Consider the following 18,954-nt stretch of genomic DNA (forward strand, 5'->3'; position numbering starts at 1 on the left):
GGCCTCCCGCCGGTCAACATTCATCTTCCCCGATATCGTCGCAGGTCAGCCTGGGTAGACCATGATCACGAGCAGCGAGCGCGGGGGACGGGAGGCCATGCACATCCGGTCCCCGGTCAAGCCGATGCTGGCCGCGACGATCGACCGCATCCCGCCGCCGCAGGCATGCCCGGGCGGCTGCCGGTACGAGCCGAAGTTCGACGGGTTCCGCGCGGTCGCGATGGTGGACGACGCCGGCGCCGTGCACCTGTGGTCCCGCCGCGGCATCGCCTTCAACGAGGCGTTCCCCGAGATCGTGCCTGCCGTCCGCGAGCGGCTCCCGCCCGGCACCGTCACCGACGGCGAGATCGTCCGCTGGGGGCCGGACGGCCGGCTCGACTTCGGCGCGCTGCAACGCCGGCACGTGGCGGGGCGCCGCCGCGCCGAACTCGCCCGCGCCGAACCCTGCCACTACGTGGTCTTCGACGTCCTCGAATCGGACGGCGCCGACCTGCGCCCGAAGCCGCTGAGCGAACGGCGCGCCGTCCTGGAGGCCCTGCTCGGCGGCGACGACCCCGGCGCGCGCGTGATCGGCACACCGCAGACGTCCGATGTGGAGGAGGCGCGGCTCTGGTTCGACGCCCTCGCCGGCCAGGGCATCGAGGGCCTGGTCGTGAAGGACGCCGACGGCCCCTACCGGGAGGGACGGCGCGGCTGGTGGAAGGTGAAGCGGCGGGTCACCGCCGAGGCGGTCGTCGGCGGGGTGACCGGGACGCGGCGGGCGCCCGAGTCGCTGATCCTCGGCCGCTACGACGCCGGGGGCCGGCTCCGCGTCGTCGCGCGGACGACCCCGCTCGCGCCGTCCGCCCGCACCGGCCTGGCCGCCGTCCTGAAGCACGCCGGACCGGACCATCCGTGGCCGCCCGAACTGCCCGCCGGGTTCGCCGGCGGCCTGTACGGGGCGCACCCGCCGATCCGCTACGTGCGGACCGAGCCGGAGGTCGTCGTGGAGTTCAGCGGGGACGCCGCCGTGGAGGGCGGCCGGTGGCGGCACGCCGTCCGCCACGTCCGGATCCGGACGGACCTGTCGCCGGCCCAGGTGCCGCCGTTCGGCGAACCGCCCTGACCATGGACGCGGCGCCGAGCCGGTGGTAAGCAGACACTGACGGGCCGGGTGTCGCGGCCCGGAGAGCGCGGAGGCCCTCATGGACTACGACTACGTCATCGTCGGCGCCGGATCCGCGGGCTGCGCCCTGGCCGCGCGGCTGTCGGAGGACCCGTCCGTCAGCGTCGCCCTCCTGGAGGCGGGCGGCCCGGACGACAAGAACGAGATCCACGTCCCGGCGGCGTTCGCCCAGCTCTTCAAGACCGAGTACGACTGGGACTTCACCACCGCCAAGCAGGCCGAGCTGGACGGCCGCGAGCTGTACTGGCCGCGCGGCCGGATGCTCGGCGGCTCCTCCTCGCTGAACGCGATGATGTGGGTGCGCGGCCACTCCGCCGACTACGACGGCTGGGACGTGCCCGGCTGGTCGTACGCCGACGTCGAGCCGTACTTCAAGCGGGCCGAGGGCCGCGTCGGCAGCAACGAGGGCGACGTGTACGGGACGTCCGGTCCCGTCACGATCTCCGAGCAGCGCAGCCCGAACGAGACGACCCGCGCGTTCCTCGCCGCGTGCGAGGCCGCCGGCCTGACCCGGCTGCCCGAGCTGAACGGACCGTCCAACGAGGGGTACGCGCAGACCCCGGTCAGCCAGCGGCGCGGCCGGCGGTGCAGCACCGCCGACGCGTACCTGCGTCCCGCGCGCAAGCGCCCGAACCTCTCGGTCGTCACGGGCGCGCAGGTCTCGAAGGTGCTGATCGAGGACGGCCGCGCGACCGGCGTCGAGTACGGCGGTGAGCGCGTCGTCGCCCGCCGCGAGGTCGTCCTGTCGGCGGGCGCGATCGGCTCGCCGCAGCTGCTGATGCTGTCCGGGATCGGCGACCCCGACCACCTGCGCGGCGTCGGCGTCGAGACCGTCCTCGAACGCCCGGAGGTCGGCCGCCACCTCCAGGACCACCTGTCCGCCGGCGTCGTCCGGCACTGCCCGAAGAACGTCACGCTCGCGGGCGCCGAGTCGCTGCCGAACGTCGTCCGCTACCTGCTCGCCCGGCGCGGCCCGTTCACCTCGAACGTCGGCGAGGCGGTCGTCTTCCTGCGCAGCGACCCGTCGCAGCCCGCGCCCGACCTGGAACTGATCTTCGCGCCCGCCCCGTTCGTCGCGCACGGCCTCACTCCGCCGACCGAGCACGGCGTGACGCTCGGCGTCGTCCTGCTGCGGCCCGAGTCGGCCGGCCGGATCACGCTCGCGTCCGCCGACCCGTCCGCGGCGCCGTCCATCGACCCGGGATACCTGACCGGCGAGAGCGACCTGCGCCGCCTCGTCCACGGCCTCCGCTACGCCGACGAGCTGCTGTCCGGCGACGCCCTCAAGCCCTACGTCGGCGAACCCATGGACCCGTACGTCGGCCCGGACGACGACGAGGCCCTCGCCCAGTACGTCCGGGGCCATTCCGAGACCCTGTACCACCCCACCGGCACCTGCCGCATGGGCACCGACGACGACGCCGTCGTCGACCCGGACCTCCGCGTCCGCGGCATCGACGCCCTCCGCGTCGTGGACGTCTCCGTCCTCCCGGAGATCACCCGCGGCCACACCAACGCCCCCGCCATCATGATCGGCGAAAGGGCCGCCGACCTGATCAGGTCAGCCAGCTGAGGATGCGCCGGTTCACTTCCTCCGGGTCGTCCAGCTGGAGGAAGTGGCCGGCCCCGGGGACGTGCTCGGCGCGGGAGCCGGGCGGGAGGGCCGCGCGGACGCTGTCCAGGTCTACCGCATCGGCGCCGAGGCAGCCGTCCTCGGTGCCGTGCAGGTAGAGGACGGGCAGCTCGCCGATGGCCGAGGCGGCCTCCTGCTCGGCCGCGTACCGTGCGATGAGGCGGGACGGGTCGAGCATGGCGCGGTAGTAGCCGATCGCCGCCTCGATGTTGGCGGGCGTGGCGAGGCACTCCATGACGTGGTCGACGTCCTCCGTGCGGACGCGGCCGTCCGGCGGTGACCAGTCGCACCAGAGTCCCTCCACGAAGGCGCGGTTCAGCGCCATCCCGGCCAGCGGCGTCTGGAAGACGAAGATGTAGAACGAGCGCTTGAGCTGCTCGTACTCGAAGAAGGCGGTCCCCATGACCGACATCGGCGGGACGGACATGGCGACGACCTTCCGCCACCGCTCGGGCGCGACGTTCGCGGCGCCGTAGGCGGTGAACGCGCCCCAGTCGTGGCCGATGACGACGGCGTCCGAGCCGCCGCCGAGCGCTTCGTGCAGGGCGACGGCGTCGGCGGCGAGGGCGCCGGTCTGGAAGGCGCCGTCGTCCGGGACGGACGTGGGCGCGTACCCGCGCATGAACGGCGCGACGGCGCGGTGCCCGGCGGCGGCGAGTTCGGGCATGAGGTGCCGCCACGTGTGCGGCGAGTCGGGGAAGCCGTGCAGGAGCAGCGCCAGGGGGCCGTCCGGAGGACCCGCCGCGAGGTATCCGAAGTCGAGCCCGTTCGCCGTGACCGATCCGGTCGTGAAGTCGCTCATGTCCGCCTCCTCGGGTTCGCGGCGCACGCTACCCGGCGGCCGGGCGGACGTGGCGGCCGGGTCGGCTAACCTTCGGATATCGGTGTGAGACTAGCTATTTACAGCGGATTCCGTGCTCACTTAGCATCATGACGACTGGATCAATCGCACTGAGGGAAGCGTGATGATGGAGCCGGACGTGACCAGCCAGCAGCACGACGCGATGCAGAGGGCGGCCCGCGACCATCTGTGGATGCACTTCGCGCGCCACTCGGGATCCCAGGCCGGCGGCGAGATCCCCATGATCGTCCGGGGGGACGGCCCGTACGTGTACGACTCGGCCGGCCGCCGCTATCTGGACGGGCTGTCCGGCCTGTTCACCGTTCAGGCCGGGCACGGGCGCGAGGAACTGGCGCAGGCCGCCGCCAAGCAGGCCGCCGAGCTGGCCTACTTCCCGATCTGGTCGTACGCGCACCCGAAGGCGGTGGAGCTGGCCGAGCGCCTCGCCGGCCTCGCGCCCGCCGGCCTGGACCGCGTCTTCTTCACCACCGGCGGCGGCGACGCCGTCGAGAGCGCCTGGAAGCTCGCCAAGCAGTACTTCAAGATGACCGGGAAGCCGGCCAAGCACAAGGTGATCAGCCGCGCGGTCGCCTATCACGGCACCCCGCACGGCGCGCTGTCGCTGACCGGGCTGCCCGAGCTGAAGGCCCCGTTCGAGCCGCTCGTGCCGAGCGCGTTCCGGGTGCCGAACACCAACATCTACCGGGCCGCCGAGCACCGCGACGACCCCGAGGCGTTCGGCCGGTGGGCCGCCGGCCGCATCGAGGAGGCCATCGAGTTCGAGGGCCCCGACACCGTCGCCGCCGTCTTCCTGGAGCCGGTGCAGAACGCCGGCGGATGCTTCCCGCCGCCGCCCGGCTACTTCGAGCGCGTCCGGGAGATCTGCGACCGGCACGACGTCCTGCTGGTGTCGGACGAGGTGATCTGCGCGTTCGGCCGGCTCGGCACGATGTTCGGCGCGCAGCGCTTCGGCTTCACGCCCGACATCATCACCTTCGCCAAGGGAGTGACGTCCGGGTACGCGCCGCTCGGCGGCATGCTCGTCACCGACCGCCTCTTCGAGCCGTTCAGGCACGGCACCGAGATGTTCGCGCACGGCTACACCTTCGGCGGTCACCCGGTGGCGGCGGCCGTGGCGCTGGCCAACCTCGACCTGTTCGAGCGCGAGGACCTGACCGGCCACGTCATGCGCAACAGGGACGCGTTCCGCGGCACGCTGGAGCGGCTCCTCGACCTGCCGATCGTCGGGGACGTCCGCGGCGACGGCTTCTTCTACGGCATCGAGCTGGTGAAGGACAAGGACACGCGGGAGACGTTCGGCGACGACGAGTGCGAGCGGCTGCTGCGCGGCTTCCTCGACAAGGCGCTCTACGAGGCGGGCCTGTACTGCCGCGCCGACGACCGCGGCGACCCCGTCGTCCAGCTGGCGCCGCCGCTGGTCTGCGACCAGGGGCACTTCGACGAGATCGAGCAGATCCTCCGTTCCGTCCTGACGGAGGCGTGGGCACGGATGTGACCGGAATGTCGGCTCCGGGGGTGTCCCGGGGCCCGGCACGGTTAATGTGAGGCGGGTCACCGCCCGGATCAGTGTGCACGTGCAGCTTTACTTTGAGAGGCTGCATGTAAACCGAATCGGGTTCGGAAAGTGATTTAGGTGGTGGGCGCGTGCTCAAGGTCGAGGACATCAACCTGACGGACTGGGATTTCTGGCGGCGGCCGCACGAGTACCGGCACGACGCGTTCAAGGCGCTGCGCCGGCACCCGGAGCTGGTCCACTTCGAGGAACCCGACATCGTCATCGCGCCGCAGGGCCCCGGCTACTACGCGCTCACCCGGCACGCCGACATCGTCGAGGCGTCCCGCCGCGCGCAGGACTTCTGCTCCGGCAAGGGCGCCATCAGCATCCCGGACATGCCCGGCGACATGCACGAGTACTTCGGCTCCATGATCAGCATGGACGACCCCCGGCACGCCAAGATCCGGCGGATCGTGTCCCGGGCGTTCTCCCCGCGCATGATCGAGCGGTTCGAGGACAAGGTCGAGTCCGTCGCCGGGGAGATCGTCGAGAACATGGCGGCCGGCGGCGGCACCGGCGACTTCGTCGCGGACGTCGCCGCGCGGCTCCCGCTGCGGATCATCTGCGGGCTGATGGGCATCGGCGAGGAGCACTACCGGACGGTCCTCGACTCCACCAACGTCATCCTCGCCGGAAACGACGCCGAGTTCATCCCGTCCGACAACGCCGAGGAAATGGCGATGGCGCTGCTCGGCGCGGGCGAGACGCTCAAGGGCATCGTCGAGGACCTCGGCCGGCAGCGCCGCGAGAACCCCACCGACGACCTCATCTCCGCGCTGGTGAACGCCAACGTCGACGGCGAGTCGCTCACCGACCAGGAGCTCGGCTCGTTCTTCATCCTGCTGGTCGTCGCCGGGAACGAGACCACCCGCAACGCCATCGCGCACGGCCTCGACCTGTTCACCCGCCATCCCGACCAGCGGGCCCTGCTCACCGAGGACTTCGACGGCCGCATGCCGGGCGCGATCGAGGAGATCGTCCGGTACGTGTCGCCGGTCATCTGGATGCGCCGCACCGCGACCCGCGACACCATGCTCAACGAGCACGAGATCAAGGAGGGCGACAAGCTCGTCCTCTACTACGGGTCGGCCAACCGCGACGAGTCCGTGTTCACCGACCCGGACAAGTTCGACATCCTGCGCGACCCGAACCCGCACGTCGGGTTCGGCGGGCCCGGGCCGCACTTCTGCCTCGGCGCGCACCTGGCCCGGCGCGAGATCACCGTGATGTTCCGCGAGCTGCTGCGCCGGACGCCGGACATCCGCGCCGCCGCCGAGCCCGACCGGCTGGAGTCCAACTTCATCAACGGGATCAAGCGCCTGCCCTACACGTTCTGACCACCACGGGCCACCACCACAGGCCGACCACCACGCGCTGATCTACCAGGGCAGCCGGCCGTCCTCGGCGAGGAACGCGCCCGTCGGGCCGTCCTCGCCGAGCACGGCCACCCCCGCGATCACGGACGCCCCCTCTTGCGGCGTCCGGTCCCCGGCGTGGTCGTTCAGGTCCGTCGCGCAATAGCCGGGCGTGGCGGCGTTCACCGTGATCGAGGTGCCGGCCAGTTCCTTGGCGTAGGCCACGGTGACGGCGTTCAGCGCGGACTTGGACGTGTTGTACGGCAGCAGGTTGACGCCGTGGACGGCGCTGGACGGGTCGCTGTGCATGGTGAGCGAGCCGAGTCCGCTGGAGACGTTGACGATCCGCCCGGCGGGGGAGCGGCGCAGCAGCGGCAGCATCGCGTTGGTGACCGCGACGACGCCGAACACGTTGGTCTCGAACGCGGTCCGGACCAGGTCGGGGGCCGTCCGGCTCGGCGGGCACGAGCGCCCGCCGTCGGCGGCGTCCGTCGTCGTGATCGCGGCGTTGTTGATCAGGATGTCGAGCCGCCCGAACTCGGCGTCGATCAGCTTGGCGGCGGCCTCGACGGTCTCCGGGTCGGTGACATCGAGCCGGACGAAACGGGCGTCGATCCCCGCGGCCTCCAGCGTGGCCGCGGCCCGCTCGCCGCGCTCGGCCGAACGGGCCCCGAGCAGGACGGTGATGCCGCCGGCGCCGAGGATGCGGGCCGTCTCGAAGCCGATGCCCTTGTTGGCTCCGGTGATGAGTGCGATTCGTGTCGTCATGCCGTCCAGGCTTCTCGGCGGCGCCGGCGATGAGGAGAGACCGGCCGAGGCTGGGACCGGCCGTACCACCCTCGGCCTGGCGCCGCCGCCGCGCCGTCGGACATGCTGGAGGGCATGGACCGGAAGGAGATGGCGGCGTTCCTGCGCTCCCGCCGCGCCCGCATCCAGCCCGCCGACGTCGGGCTCCCCGGCGGGCCCCGGCGCCGCACCCCCGGCCTGCGCCGCGAAGAGATCGCTCAGCTGGCCGGCATGTCGGTGGACTACTACATCCGGCTGGAGCAGGGGCGCGGGCCCCATCCGTCCAGGCAGATCCTCGGTGCGCTGGCACGCGCGCTGAGGCTCACCGACGACGAGCGCGGTCACCTCTACAACCTGGCGGGGGAGCAGCCGGACCCGCCGCACGGGCCCTCGCGGGACGTCCCGCCGGGCATCCTGCACCTGCTCGAACGGCTGGACGACACGCCCGCCTACGTGCTGAACGCCCGGCAGGACATCCTCGCCTGGAATCCGCTGGCCGCGGCGCTCATGACCGACTTCGCGGCGATGGCGCCCCGCGACCGCAACGTCGTCCGCTGGCTGTTCACCGGGCCGGCCATCGAGCGGTACGGCACCGACGAGTACGTGACGCAGCTGGCGCGCGAGCTGGCCGCGGACCTGCGGGCGTCGTCCGGCCGGTATCCCGGCGACCCCGGCATCGCCGAACTCGTCGCCGACGTCGCGGCCCGCAGCCCGCTGTTCGCCCGGCTGTGGGACGAGGGCGAGGTCGGGATCAGGCGCGGCAGCCGCAAGCTCATGAGGCATCCCGTCGTCGGCGAGCTGGAGATGCACTGCGACGTCCTGTACGTCCCCGAACGCGACCAGCGGGTCGTCCTCTACACCACCGCGCCCGGGACGCCGTCCCACGAGGCGATGAAGCTGCTGCGCGTCGTCGGGTCCCAGGACCTCAGCGTCCGCTGAGGCCCCGGGCCCCGGCCCCGGTCAGCGCAGTCAGCGCAGCTCGCGCTTGAGGATCTTGCCGGTGGCGGTCATCGGCAGCTCGTCCCGGAACTCCACGATCCGCGGGTACTTGTAGTTGGCGAACTGCTCCTTGCCCCACGCGACCAGCTCGTCCTCGGTCACGGTGGCGTCCGGCGTCCGGATCACGTACGCCTTGATCTCCTCGCCGTGCGAGGGGTGCTCGACGCCCACGACCGCGGCCAGCGACACCTCCGGGTGCGTCATCAGGACCTCTTCGAGCTCCCGCGGGTACACGTTGTACCCGCCCCGGATGATCATGTCCTTGGAGCGGTCGATGATGTAGTAGTAGCCGTCCTCGTCGCGGCGGGCCACGTCACCGGTCCGGAACCAGCCGTCCCTGATGGACGACTCGGTCGCCTCGGGCCGGCCGTAGTAGCCCTTCATGATGTTGTGCCCGCGGATGGCGATCTCGCCGGGCCCCTCGCCCTCGATCTCCTTCCAGTCGTCGTCGATCAGCTTCATCTCGACGCCCCAGACGGGCAGGCCGATCGAGCCGGGCTTGGTCGGGCGGTCCGGGCGGTTGAACGAGGCCACCGGCGACGTCTCCGACAGGCCGTAGCCCTCCAGGACGTCCACGTCGAACTTGCTCTTGATCCCCTTGAGGACCTCCATCGGCAGTGCCGACCCGCCCGACACCGCGACCCGCAGGTTCTCCTTGATGGCCGCGATGTCCTCGGCGGACGTGTCGTCGGTGAGCAGCCCCCAGTACATCGTCGGGACGCCCGCGAAGATGTTGACCTTCTCCTTCACCATCAGCTCGACGGCCTGCTTGGCGTCGAACCGCGGCTGCATGACGAGCGTCCCGCGCCGGTAGAAGCCGACGTTCATCACGCACGTCTGGCCGAAGATGTGGAACAGCGGCAGCGTCACCAGCGACGTGTCGTGCAGCGTCCGGTAGAAGAGCGTGTCGTCCACCATCGCGTTCGACAGCAGGTTGCTGTGCGTGAGTTCCGCGCCCTTCGGCTGGCCCGTCGTCCCGCTCGTGTAGATGATGACGGCGGTGTCGTCCGGGCTGGTCTGCGCGCTGCCGAACGTGCTCGGCTGCCCGGCGAGCGCGGCCCAGAACAGCTCCGCGCCCTCGACCGGGGACTCGGTCGCCGCCGGGTTCGCCGGCAGCAGGAAGAAGTGTTCGCAGGCGTCCGCCCGCGCGAAGCCGGCGTGCCCCATCTCGCCGAGCGGCAGTTCCGGCGTCCCCTCGAAGCAGAAGAACGCCTTCGCCTCGGAGTCGCCCAGGTGGTAGGCGATCTCCCGCGGCTTGAGCAGGACGTTCAGCGGGACGACCACCGCGCCCGCCTTGAGCGCCCCGAAGTACACCATCGGGAAGTAGGGGAGGTTCGGGCTGGACAGCGCCACCTTGTCGCCCGGTCCGATGCCGCGCGCCCGCAGCAGGTTCGCGACCTGGCTCGCGACCGAGTCGATGAACGCGTAGGAGAGCCGGAGGTCGCCGAACACGACGGCGTCCCGGTCGGGCGTCTCCCGGGCGGCGTCCTCCAGCAGCACGGACAGGTTGAGCATGGCACTCCTCGCGCGAAAAGGTGACCGGCCGGTTAGTTACCGCCGAGTCTACGAACGGTTCCGCACATCCTGCCGCCCGGGGTCGTCGGAAAGCCAACTTTTCCGGCGCTTTGACGTGCCGTTTCAGCCGACCCTCCCGCCGGCGGGGCCCGGCCGGGGCCAAATACCGGCGGAAGGGCTTGCGGCTGCGCTACTCTTGATGTATGTCAGCCAGGCTGCTCCTCGAACGACCACGTTGACGCACTGACGTCAGCGTGGTGGCCCCTCCTGTGCGAGGGGCCGTTTCATGTCGGCGGACGGCCCCTGACCCGGAAGCACGAAGTCCAGCAGCACGAAGCGGAGTCTGTAAGCGTGAGCAGCGACGAGCACTACGACCCACGGGCGGTTCAGGACAAGTGGCAGGCCCGCTGGGCGGAGCTCGACCCGTTCGCGGCCGACGAGAAGGACACCGGCACCGAGCGCCGCTACGCGCTGGACATGTTCCCCTACCCCAGCGGTGACCTGCACATGGGGCACGCGGAGGCGTTCGCCATCGGCGACGTGCCCGCGCGCTACTGGCTCCAGCGCGGCTACAACGTCATGCACCCTATTGGGTGGGACTCCTTCGGCCTGCCCGCCGAGAACGCCGCCATCATGCGCGACTCGCACCCCGCCGAATGGACGTACGCCAACATCGAGACGCAGGCGGCCTCCTTCCACCGGTACGCGCCGTCCTTCGACTGGTCGCGCCGCCTGCACACCTCCGACCCCGAGTACTACAAGTGGACGCAGTGGCTGTTCCTGCGCTTCTACGAGCGGGGACTGGCCTACCGCAAGGGCGGCCACGTCAACTGGTGCCCGAAGGACCAGACCGTCCTGGCCAACGAGCAGGTCGTCGGCGGGCACTGCGAGCGCTGCGGCGCACTGGTCGAGAAGCGCGTGCTGACCCAGTGGTACTTCAAGATCACCGACTACGCCGACCGGCTGCTGGACGACATGGCGCAGCTGGAGGGCAAGTGGCCCGAGCGCGTCCTGCTGATGCAGCGCAACTGGATCGGCCGCTCCACCGGCGCCGACGTCGACTTCGTCATCGAAGGACGGGACGAGCCCGTCACCGTCTACACCACCCGTCCCGACACCCTGTTCGGCGCCACGTTCATGGTGGTCGCCGCCGACGCCGCGCTGGCCGAGGAGATCTGCCACCCCGACCACCGGGCCGAGTTCGAGGCCTACCGCGAGGGGGTCTCGCGGGAGAGCGAGATCGAGCGGCTGTCCACCGAGCGCGAGAAGACCGGCGTGTTCCTGGGCCGCTACGCGGTCAACCCGGTCAACGGCGAGCGGCTGCCCGTGTGGGCGTCCGACTACGTGCTGGCCGAGTACGGGCACGGCGCGATCATGGCCGTCCCGGCGCACGACCAGCGCGACCTGGACTTCGCGCTGAAGTTCGGCCTGCCCGTGCGCGTCGTCGTCGAGACCGGCCTGCCCGACCCCGCCGAGACCGGCGTCGCCACCCCCGGCGACGGCGCGATCGTCAACTCCGGGCCGATCGACGGGCTGACCAAGGCCGACGGCATCGCCCGCATCACCGAGATCCTGGCGGAGCGCGGCACCGGCCGCGCCTCCGTCAACTTCCGGCTGCGCGACTGGCTGGTGTCCCGGCAGCGGTTCTGGGGCTGCCCGATCCCGATCGTCCACTGCGAGTCCTGCGGGGAGGTGCCCGTCCCGGACGAGCAGCTGCCGGTGGCGCTGCCCGAGGGCCTGCGCGGCGCCGACCTGGCGCCCAAGGGCACCTCGCCGCTGGCCGCCGCGTCCGACTGGGTGAACACCGAGTGCCCCAAGTGCGGCGGCGCCGCCACGCGCGACACCGACACCATGGACACGTTCGTCGACTCGTCCTGGTACTACTTCCGCTACTGCTCGCCCGGCTACGAGCACGGCCCGTTCGACGTCGAGCAGGTCCGCAGGTGGATGCCCGTCGACCAGTACACGGGCGGCGTCGAGCACGCCATCCTGCACCTGCTGTACAGCCGGTTCTTCACCAAGGTCCTGTACGACATGGGGATGGTCGACTTCACCGAGCCGTTCACGCGGCTGCTGAACCAGGGCCAGGTGATCAACCAGGGCAAGGCGATGTCGAAGTCGCTGGGCAACGGGGTCGACCTGGGCGAGCAGATCGGCGAGTTCGGGGTGGACGTCGTCCGGCTGGCGATCCTGTTCTCCGGCCCGCCCGAGGACGACATCGACTGGGCGGACGTGTCCCCGCACGGCATGTCGAAGTTCCTGTCCCGCGTCCACCGCATCGCCACCGAGGTGACGTCGCCGGTCGACGCCGATGTCACCACGGGCGACACGGCGCTGCGCCGCGTCACGGCGCACACCGTCGACGAGGCGACCACGCTGGTCGAGACGGAGCGGTTCAACGTCGCGATCGCGCGGATCATGGAGCTGGTCACCGCGACGCGCAAGGCCATCGACTCCGGGCCCGGCGCCGCCGACCCGGCCGTCCGCGAGGCCGCCGAGACGATCGCGATCCTGCTGTCCCTGTTCGCCCCCTACACCGCCGACGAGGCGTGGGAGTTGCTGGGCCGCACCGCCCCGGTGATCCGCGCGGGCTGGCCCACGGCCGACCCGGCGCTGCTGGTGGAGGAGTCGGTCACCTGCGTCGTCCAGGTCGCCGGCAAGGTCCGCGACCGCCTGGAGGTCCCGCCGGCCATCGCCGACGAGGAACTGGAGCGCAAGGCCCTGGCCTCGCCCAAGATCCAGGACGCCCTGGCCGGCGCCGAGATCGCCAAGATCATCGTCCGCGCCCCCAAGATCGTCAACATCGTCCCCAAGCGCTGACGAGCCCCCCGCGCCCCTTCCGCGGGCGCGGGGACTGCTCCCTCATCACCGTCCGTTGATGAGGGCATAGCCGAGACGGCCGCCGGACTCGTCCGGCGGCCGTCTCGGAGTGCTCGTCCTACATCTTGCGGAGGACCGCGACGACGCGGCCCAGGACGGACGCCTCGTCGCCGGGGATCGGCTCGTAGGCGGAGTTCTGCGGCATCAGCCAGATATGGCCGTCGTCGCGGCGCTTGAACGTCTTCACCGTGGCCTCGCCGTCGATCATGGCGGCCACGATGTCGCCCTGCTCGGCCACCGGCTGCTGGCGGACAACGACCCAGTCGCCGTCCGCGATCGCGGCCTCGATCATCGAGTCACCGGTGACCTTCAGCAGGAAGTGGGTGCCCTCGCCGACGAGCTGCTTCGGCAGCGTGAACACGTCCTCAACGGCCTCCTCGGCGAGGATCGGGCCACCGGCGGCGATCCGGCCGACGAGCGGTACGTAGGCGGGCGCGGGCTGCGTCGAGGCCGGCTGGCCCCCCGCCGCCTCGAAGGCCTCCTCGTCGGTGCGCACCGGCGTCGTGCCCGGCACCCGCACCTCGACCGCGCGCGGCCGGTTCGGGTCGCGCCGCAGGAAGCCCTTGCGCTGGAGCGACCGGAGCTGGTGCGACACGCTGGACGTGCTGGTCAGCCCCACGGCCTCGCCGATCTCGCGCATGGAGGGCGGATATCCGCGGCGTTGCACCGAGTCGCGGATCACCTCCAGCACCATGCGCTGCCGCTGCGTCAGGCCCGTCTCGTCCATCGGGCCGTCGGGCAGCTCCCGGACCTTGCTCATCGCTCGTCGCCTCCCGGGCGCCTCGATCGGTCACTCCTTGTCATGAGACGCTATCGCGTCCCGGCCTAATGATCAAACAATTGTTCGAAGATGTACTCGCTTTTTCCGGCCGCCCCCTGGTAGAACATCGTACAGGCGTTCGATCGAAAATTCATTCGACGTCGAGGAGGGGAGAGATGTCCGGTTCACCGCACAGTGACCGCCCCCCGATCCGCCTGACCCGCCGCGGCCGCGCCGTCCTGGTCGCCTTAGCCTCCACCGTCACGCTCGTGGCCCTCTGGCTCACCGTCGGGCCGGGCGCCTTCGCGGGGTCTCGCGACGACCATCGCGGCACGTCCGGTCCCGCCAGGACGGTCGTCGTCGAGCCGGGCGACACGCTCTGGGGCATCGCCTCGGCAGCCGACCCCGGCGCCGACCCGCGCTGGACCGTCCAGCGCATCCTGGACCTCAACGGCCTGGGCGGCGACCCGACCGTCCGGCCCGGCCAGGAGATCCGCCTCCCTGCCGGCTGACAGCCGCCCGCCCTGCGGCCGGGCCCGCCGGCGGTCTGCCCCGGGCCGGGGCGATAGTGCGTCCGACCAGGTGATCTGTGACGGCGGCGGACGGTGCGTGACGACACGCCCGGGACGAAATCGGGGACGCGGGAGGTGACCTGCGCGGACGCGTCGGATGTGACTCCTGGGACCCCGGATCAGGTTGCGAACGCCTGCGTCGAGTCGTACGGTTGGACCACAACATCTAGTAGTCACATCGATGTGATTCCCTATATATGGCACTCACATCGGTGTAACTCGTTTACGTCAGGGGAGGGATCGAGCGTGCACTGCCCGTTCTGCCGCAACCCTGACACCAAAGTGATCGACAGCCGTTCCACCGACGACGGCGGCGCCATTCGGCGGCGCCGGTCGTGCGCGGAATGCGGCAAGCGATTCACGACACAGGAGAATGTGCTCGTGATGGTGGCCAAGCGCAGCGGGGTCACCGAGCCGTTCTCCCGGGAAAAGATCATCGCCGGGGTGCGCAGGGCCTGCCAGGGCCGCCCGGTCGACGAGGATGCGCTCGCGAAGCTGGGACAGCGGGTCGAAGAGGCGATCAGATCGTCCGGATCCGCGGAAATCCCCTCGCACGAGATCGGCCTCGCCATCCTGGGGCCGCTCGGCGAACTCGACGAGGTCGCCTATCTGCGATTCGCCTCGGTCTACCGGAGCTTCGAGTCGCTGGACGACTTCGCCAAGGAGATCGAAGCACTGCGGAAGGCCGGTTCCTCGGGGGAGCCCGGCCCGTCCCGGTAAGGGACGGTTCCGGCACCACACATCAGCACATTGGAGGCGCCTCCGCGCGGGCATGACCCGTGCGGCGGCGGAGTTGTTCCTGAGCAGGGTCCGGCGGGAGGGCCCGAGAAGGGGGAAGGCCATGACGGAGACGGTGAGCGGCTCGGCGGCGCGGCGCGGCAAGGGGGGCCGCAAAGGGCTGAAGGTCGAGCGCATTTTCACCACGCCCGGCGTGCATCCGTACGACGAGATGCGCTGGGAGCGTCGTGACGTCGTCATGACCAACTGGCGCGACGGCTCGGTGAACTTCGAGCAGCGCGGCGTCGAGTTCCCCGACTTCTGGTCGCTGAACGCCGTCAACATCGTCACGTCCAAGTACTTCCGCGGCGCGGTGGGCACCGCGCAGCGGGAATGGAGCCTGAAGCAACTCGTCGACCGCGTGGTGCGGGTCTACACCGAGACCGGCGTCAGGGAGGGCTACTTCGCCTCCGAAGAGGACGCCGAGATCTTCGACCACGAACTGAAGTACGCCCTGGTCCACCAGCTCTTCAGCTTCAACTCCCCTGTCTGGTTCAACGTGGGCACGAAGTCCCCGCAGCAGGTGAGCGCGTGTTTCATCCTGTCGGTGGACGACACGATGGAGTCGATTCTCGACTGGTACAAGGAAGAAGGGGTCATCTTCAAGGGCGGCTCCGGCGCCGGCCTGAACCTTTCCCGCATCCGCTCCAGCAAGGAGCTGCTCTCCTCCGGCGGCACCGCCAGCGGCCCGGTCTCCTTCATGCGCGGGGCCGACGCCTCCGCAGGGACGATCAAGTCGGGCGGCGCGACCCGCCGCGCCGCGAAGATGGTCGTGCTGGACGTCGACCACCCCGACGTCCTGGAGTTCATCCAGACCAAGGCGCGCGAGGAGGACAAGATCCGCGCGCTGCGGGACGCCGGGTTCGACATGGACCTCGGCGGCAAGGACATCGGCAGCGTCCAGTACCAGAACGCCAACAATTCCGTCCGCGTCTCGGACGAGTTCATGCAGGCGGTCGAGTCCGGCGGCGAGTTCGGGCTGCGCGCCCGCATGACCGGCGAGGTCATCGAGACCGTCAAGGCCAAGGACCTGTTCCGCCTCATGGCGAAGGCCGCCTGGGAGTGCGCCGACCCCGGCATCCAGTACGACGACACGATCAACGACTGGCACACCAACCCCGAAACCGGACGTATCACCGCGTCCAACCCGTGCTTCCCCGCAGACCAGCGGGTGGTCACCGACAAGGGCCTGGTCCGCATCGGCGACATGGTGCGCCGCGCCGCGATCGGGGAGACCTACGGGATCTACACCAACGACGTGACCTCCGAGTCCGACGCGCAGGACCGTATCGTCGCGACGGACCCGGTGCGCTACATGGTGACCGGCACCAACGAGATCCTCGAACTGCGGTTCTCGGACGGCTCGCGGCTGCGTTGCACCCCGGGTCACCGTGTCTGGACGGCCAACCGAGGCTGGGTGCACGCTGAGGAGTTGACCGGGGCCGACCGGGTCGTCCGGTCCTTCCACCGCGCGAGCCGGACGGGGGCGACGGGTGAGATGCCCGTGGCCGCGCTCCATGCGGCGCAGGCGGCAGCGTCCCGGCACGCGCTGGAACTGCCGGAGAAGTGGGATGAGGAATTCGCCCACTACCTTGGGTGGCTGACAGGTGACGGGTGTGTCACCGATGTCAGCGCGATCACGGTCTACGGCACTGAGCGGGAGCAGGAGACCGTGATGCCGAGGCATGAGGCGCTCCTGCGTCGCATCACCGGTAGCGAGCGCAAGCCCAGCGTCCAGGCGAACGGTACGCAGCAGCTTCGCGTGGGTCACGAGGCATTCCGCGCCTTCCTCCGCGCTCTCGGCGTCTCGGACGGAAAGGCCCCCGAGAAGATCGTCCCGGCCGCTGTCTACGAGGCGCCGGAAGCGGAACTCGTGGCATTTCTCCAGGGACTCTTCGACGCGGACGGGTGCGTCGTCAGCATGGAGAACGGCACCCGGTACGTCGGGCTCGGCAGCCGGTCCGAGGAACTGCTCCTCGGCGTCCAGGAACTGCTCGCGTCGCTGGGCATCTCCGGGCGGATCTACCGGACGGGGCTCAAGAAGGAGAGCTTCCGCTACACCCGTAAGGACGGAAGCGAGGCGACCTACGGGTCGAATGGGCCGAGCTTCGACCTGCGGGTCAGTGGCCAGGGCATGGTGGAGTTCGCAGCGGTGGTCGGGTTCGGCCTGCAGGCCAAGCAGGACGCGCTGCTCGGCATCCTCGACACGACGAAGCGCTACAAGAAAGACCTCTCGGTCCGCATGGTGTCCCGCGAGTCCCAGGGCTTCGAGACCACCTACAACCTCACCGAGCCCCGCAACCACTCCTACATCGTGAGCGGGTTCGTGGTCGCGAACTGCTCGGAGTACATGAGTCTGGACAATTCGTCCTGCAACCTCGCGAGCATCAACCTGCTGAAGTTCCTCACCGACGCGGGCACGTTCGACATCGCCAAGTTCGTGAAGCTCACCGAGCTGATCATCACGGCGATGGACATCTCGATCACCTTCGCCGACTTCCCGACGGAGAAGATCGCCGAGACGACGCGCGACTACCGGCAGCTCGGCATCGGCTACGCCAACCTGGGCGCGCTGCTGATGGCGACGGGGCACGCCTATGACTCCGAGGGCGGCCGCTCCATCGCCGCCGCGATCACGTCGCTGATGACGGGCGTCGCCTACAAGCGGTCGGCGGAGATCGCCGGCGTCGTCGGCCCGTACGCGGGCTACGCCCGCAACGCCGAGGCGCACAAGCGGGTGATGCGCAAGCACGCCGCCGCCAACGACGGCATCCGCCCGCTGGACGAGACGGACAAGGCCCTCCACGCCGCCGCCGCCAAGCAGTGGGCGGACTGCCTCAAGGCCGGCGAGAAGTACGGCTACCGCAATGCCCAGTCCTCGCTACTCGCGCCCACTGGAACTATCGGGTTGATGATGGACTGCGACACCACCGGCATCGAGCCCGACCTCGCGCTGATGAAGTTCAAGAAGCTCGTCGGCGGCGGGTCCATGCAGATCGTCAACCACACGGTGCCGCGCGCGCTGGAGAAGCTCGGCTACCAGCAGGAGCAGATCGAGGCGATCGTCGAGTACATCGCCGAGCACGGCCACGTGGTGGACGCCCCCGGCCTGCGTCCCGAGCACTACGAGGTGTTCGACTGCGCGATGGGCGAGCGGGCGATCAGCCCGATGGGTCACGTCCGGATGATGGCGGCCGTCCAGCCGTTCCTGTCCGGCGCGATCTCCAAGACGGTCAACATGCCGGAGAAGGCCACCATCGAGGACATCGAGAAGGTGTACTTCGAGGGCTGGCGGCTCGGCCTGAAGGCCCTGGCGATCTACCGCGACAACTGCAAGGTCGGCCAGCCCCTCTCCGTCGCCGGCAAGAAGGAGAAGGAGGAGCCGGCGGAGACGCTGGCCCCCCGTCCCGTCCGCCGGCGGCTGCCGAAGCAGCGTCCCGCGACCGTCACCCGGTTCTCCGTGGCCGGCGCCGAGGGCTACATGACCGCCTCGTCCTACCCGGACGACGGCGTCGGCGAGGTCTTCCTTAAGCTCGGCAAGCAGGGCTCCACGCTCGCCGGCGTGATGGACGCCTTCTCCATGGCGATCTCCATCAGCCTGCAGTACGGCGTCCCGCTGGAGACGTGGGTGGAGAAGTTCACCAACATGCGGTTCGAGCCCGCCGGCATGACCGACGACCCCGACATCCGCATGGCGACCTCGGTGATGGACTACATCTTCCGCCGCCTGGCGCTCGACCACCTCCCGTACGAGGACCGCGCGGAACTCGGCATCTTCACCGCCGGGGAGCGCGCGATGCAGGCCAACGGCGAGGACCCGGCCGCCCTGCACGCCGAGGACGAGGTCGACCACGAGTCGCTCGCCCAGTCCGCCGCGATCACCAGGCCGGCCGCCCCGGCACCGGCCCCCGCGCCCGAGGCGCACTCGTCCATGGAGGCGATCGAGAGCCGCCAGGGCCGCACCGCCGACGCTCCGCTCTGCCTCACCTGCGGCACCAAGATGCGGCCGGCGGGCAGTTGCTACGTCTGCGAAGGCTGCGGCTCCACCAGCGGCTGCAGCTGAGAACCAGCGAGTCCTTGTCCGCTGAAATAGCG

13 protein-coding genes are annotated in these 18,954 nt (G+C 70.4%); 9 read left to right on the top strand and 4 right to left on the bottom strand.

Features of this window, described 5'->3' with window-relative positions; translation table 11 throughout:
• The first annotated feature begins 61 nt into the window (after window positions 1–61).
• Together AL2_RS21100 and AL2_RS21105 are read left to right on the top strand one after the other, a co-directional pair.
• Window positions 62–1,105: an ATP-dependent DNA ligase gene (locus AL2_RS21100; RefSeq protein ID WP_245666797.1), complete on the top strand. Its 1,044-nt coding sequence runs from the start codon at window positions 62–64 to the stop codon at window positions 1,103–1,105.
• Between the two features lie 79 nt (window positions 1,106–1,184).
• Window positions 1,185–2,738, top strand: a complete 1,554-nt coding sequence (locus AL2_RS21105) for a GMC family oxidoreductase (protein ID WP_067636041.1) — start codon at window positions 1,185–1,187, stop codon at window positions 2,736–2,738.
• Here the strand turns inward: AL2_RS21105 and AL2_RS21110 are convergent.
• The gene (locus AL2_RS21110; protein WP_067636043.1) at window positions 2,722–3,600 is read right to left on the bottom strand and encodes an alpha/beta fold hydrolase; all 879 of its coding nucleotides are present in this window, start codon (window positions 3,598–3,600) and stop codon (window positions 2,722–2,724) included. The genes AL2_RS21105 and AL2_RS21110 overlap by 17 nt on opposite strands.
• A gap of 166 nt (window positions 3,601–3,766) precedes the next feature.
• Here AL2_RS21110 and AL2_RS21115 point away from each other — a divergent pair, with 166 nt between their 5' ends.
• Entirely contained in the window at window positions 3,767–5,155 is a 1,389-nt protein-coding gene (locus AL2_RS21115) for an aspartate aminotransferase family protein (protein ID WP_210748551.1), read from the top strand.
• A gap of 149 nt (window positions 5,156–5,304) precedes the next feature.
• Window positions 5,305–6,552: a cytochrome P450 gene (locus tag AL2_RS21120; protein ID WP_067636045.1), complete on the top strand. Its 1,248-nt coding sequence runs from the start codon at window positions 5,305–5,307 to the stop codon at window positions 6,550–6,552.
• A gap of 42 nt (window positions 6,553–6,594) precedes the next feature.
• On the opposite strand, the gene AL2_RS21125 is transcribed toward AL2_RS21120, so the two are convergent.
• Entirely contained in the window at window positions 6,595–7,338 is a 744-nt protein-coding gene (locus AL2_RS21125) for an SDR family oxidoreductase (protein WP_067636048.1), read from the bottom strand.
• Between the two features lie 114 nt (window positions 7,339–7,452).
• Here AL2_RS21125 and AL2_RS21130 point away from each other — a divergent pair, with 114 nt between their 5' ends.
• Window positions 7,453–8,295, top strand: coding sequence for a helix-turn-helix transcriptional regulator (locus tag AL2_RS21130; protein WP_067636051.1), 843 nt, complete (start codon window positions 7,453–7,455; stop codon window positions 8,293–8,295).
• 30 nt (window positions 8,296–8,325) lie between these two features.
• On the opposite strand, the gene AL2_RS21135 is transcribed toward AL2_RS21130, so the two are convergent.
• Window positions 8,326–9,870 carry a long-chain-fatty-acid--CoA ligase gene (locus tag AL2_RS21135; protein ID WP_067636053.1) on the bottom strand — a complete coding sequence of 515 codons (1,545 nt, stop codon included), beginning with the start codon at window positions 9,868–9,870 and terminating at the stop codon, window positions 8,326–8,328.
• 351 nt (window positions 9,871–10,221) lie between these two features.
• Here AL2_RS21135 and leuS point away from each other — a divergent pair, with 351 nt between their 5' ends.
• Window positions 10,222–12,690, top strand: coding sequence for a leucine--tRNA ligase (gene leuS / locus AL2_RS21140; protein WP_157438280.1), 2,469 nt, complete (start codon window positions 10,222–10,224; stop codon window positions 12,688–12,690).
• A 118-nt stretch (window positions 12,691–12,808) separates the two neighbouring features.
• Here the strand turns inward: leuS and lexA are convergent, their stop codons facing one another.
• Window positions 12,809–13,510 carry a transcriptional repressor LexA gene (gene lexA, locus AL2_RS21145; RefSeq protein ID WP_067636058.1) on the bottom strand — a complete coding sequence of 234 codons (702 nt, stop codon included), beginning with the start codon at window positions 13,508–13,510 and terminating at the stop codon, window positions 12,809–12,811.
• Between the two features lie 176 nt (window positions 13,511–13,686).
• On the opposite strand from lexA, the gene AL2_RS21150 reads away from it, so the two are divergent.
• The 3 genes from AL2_RS21150 (at window position 13,687) to AL2_RS21160 (ending at window position 18,922) form a co-directional block, all read left to right on the top strand.
• Window positions 13,687–14,022: a LysM peptidoglycan-binding domain-containing protein gene (locus tag AL2_RS21150; protein ID WP_067636060.1), complete on the top strand. Its 336-nt coding sequence runs from the start codon at window positions 13,687–13,689 to the stop codon at window positions 14,020–14,022.
• Window positions 14,023–14,328: 306 nt separating this feature from the next.
• Entirely contained in the window at window positions 14,329–14,802 is a 474-nt protein-coding gene (gene nrdR / locus AL2_RS21155) for a transcriptional regulator NrdR (protein ID WP_067636063.1), read from the top strand.
• Between the two features lie 121 nt (window positions 14,803–14,923).
• The gene (locus AL2_RS21160) at window positions 14,924–18,922 is read left to right on the top strand and encodes a vitamin B12-dependent ribonucleotide reductase (RefSeq protein WP_067636065.1); all 3,999 of its coding nucleotides are present in this window, start codon (window positions 14,924–14,926) and stop codon (window positions 18,920–18,922) included.
• The last annotated feature ends 32 nt before the right edge of the window (window positions 18,923–18,954 follow it).

Source organism: Actinomadura latina NBRC 106108 (genome assembly GCF_001552195.1).
Lineage (GTDB): Bacteria > Actinomycetota > Actinomycetes > Streptosporangiales > Streptosporangiaceae > Spirillospora > Spirillospora latina.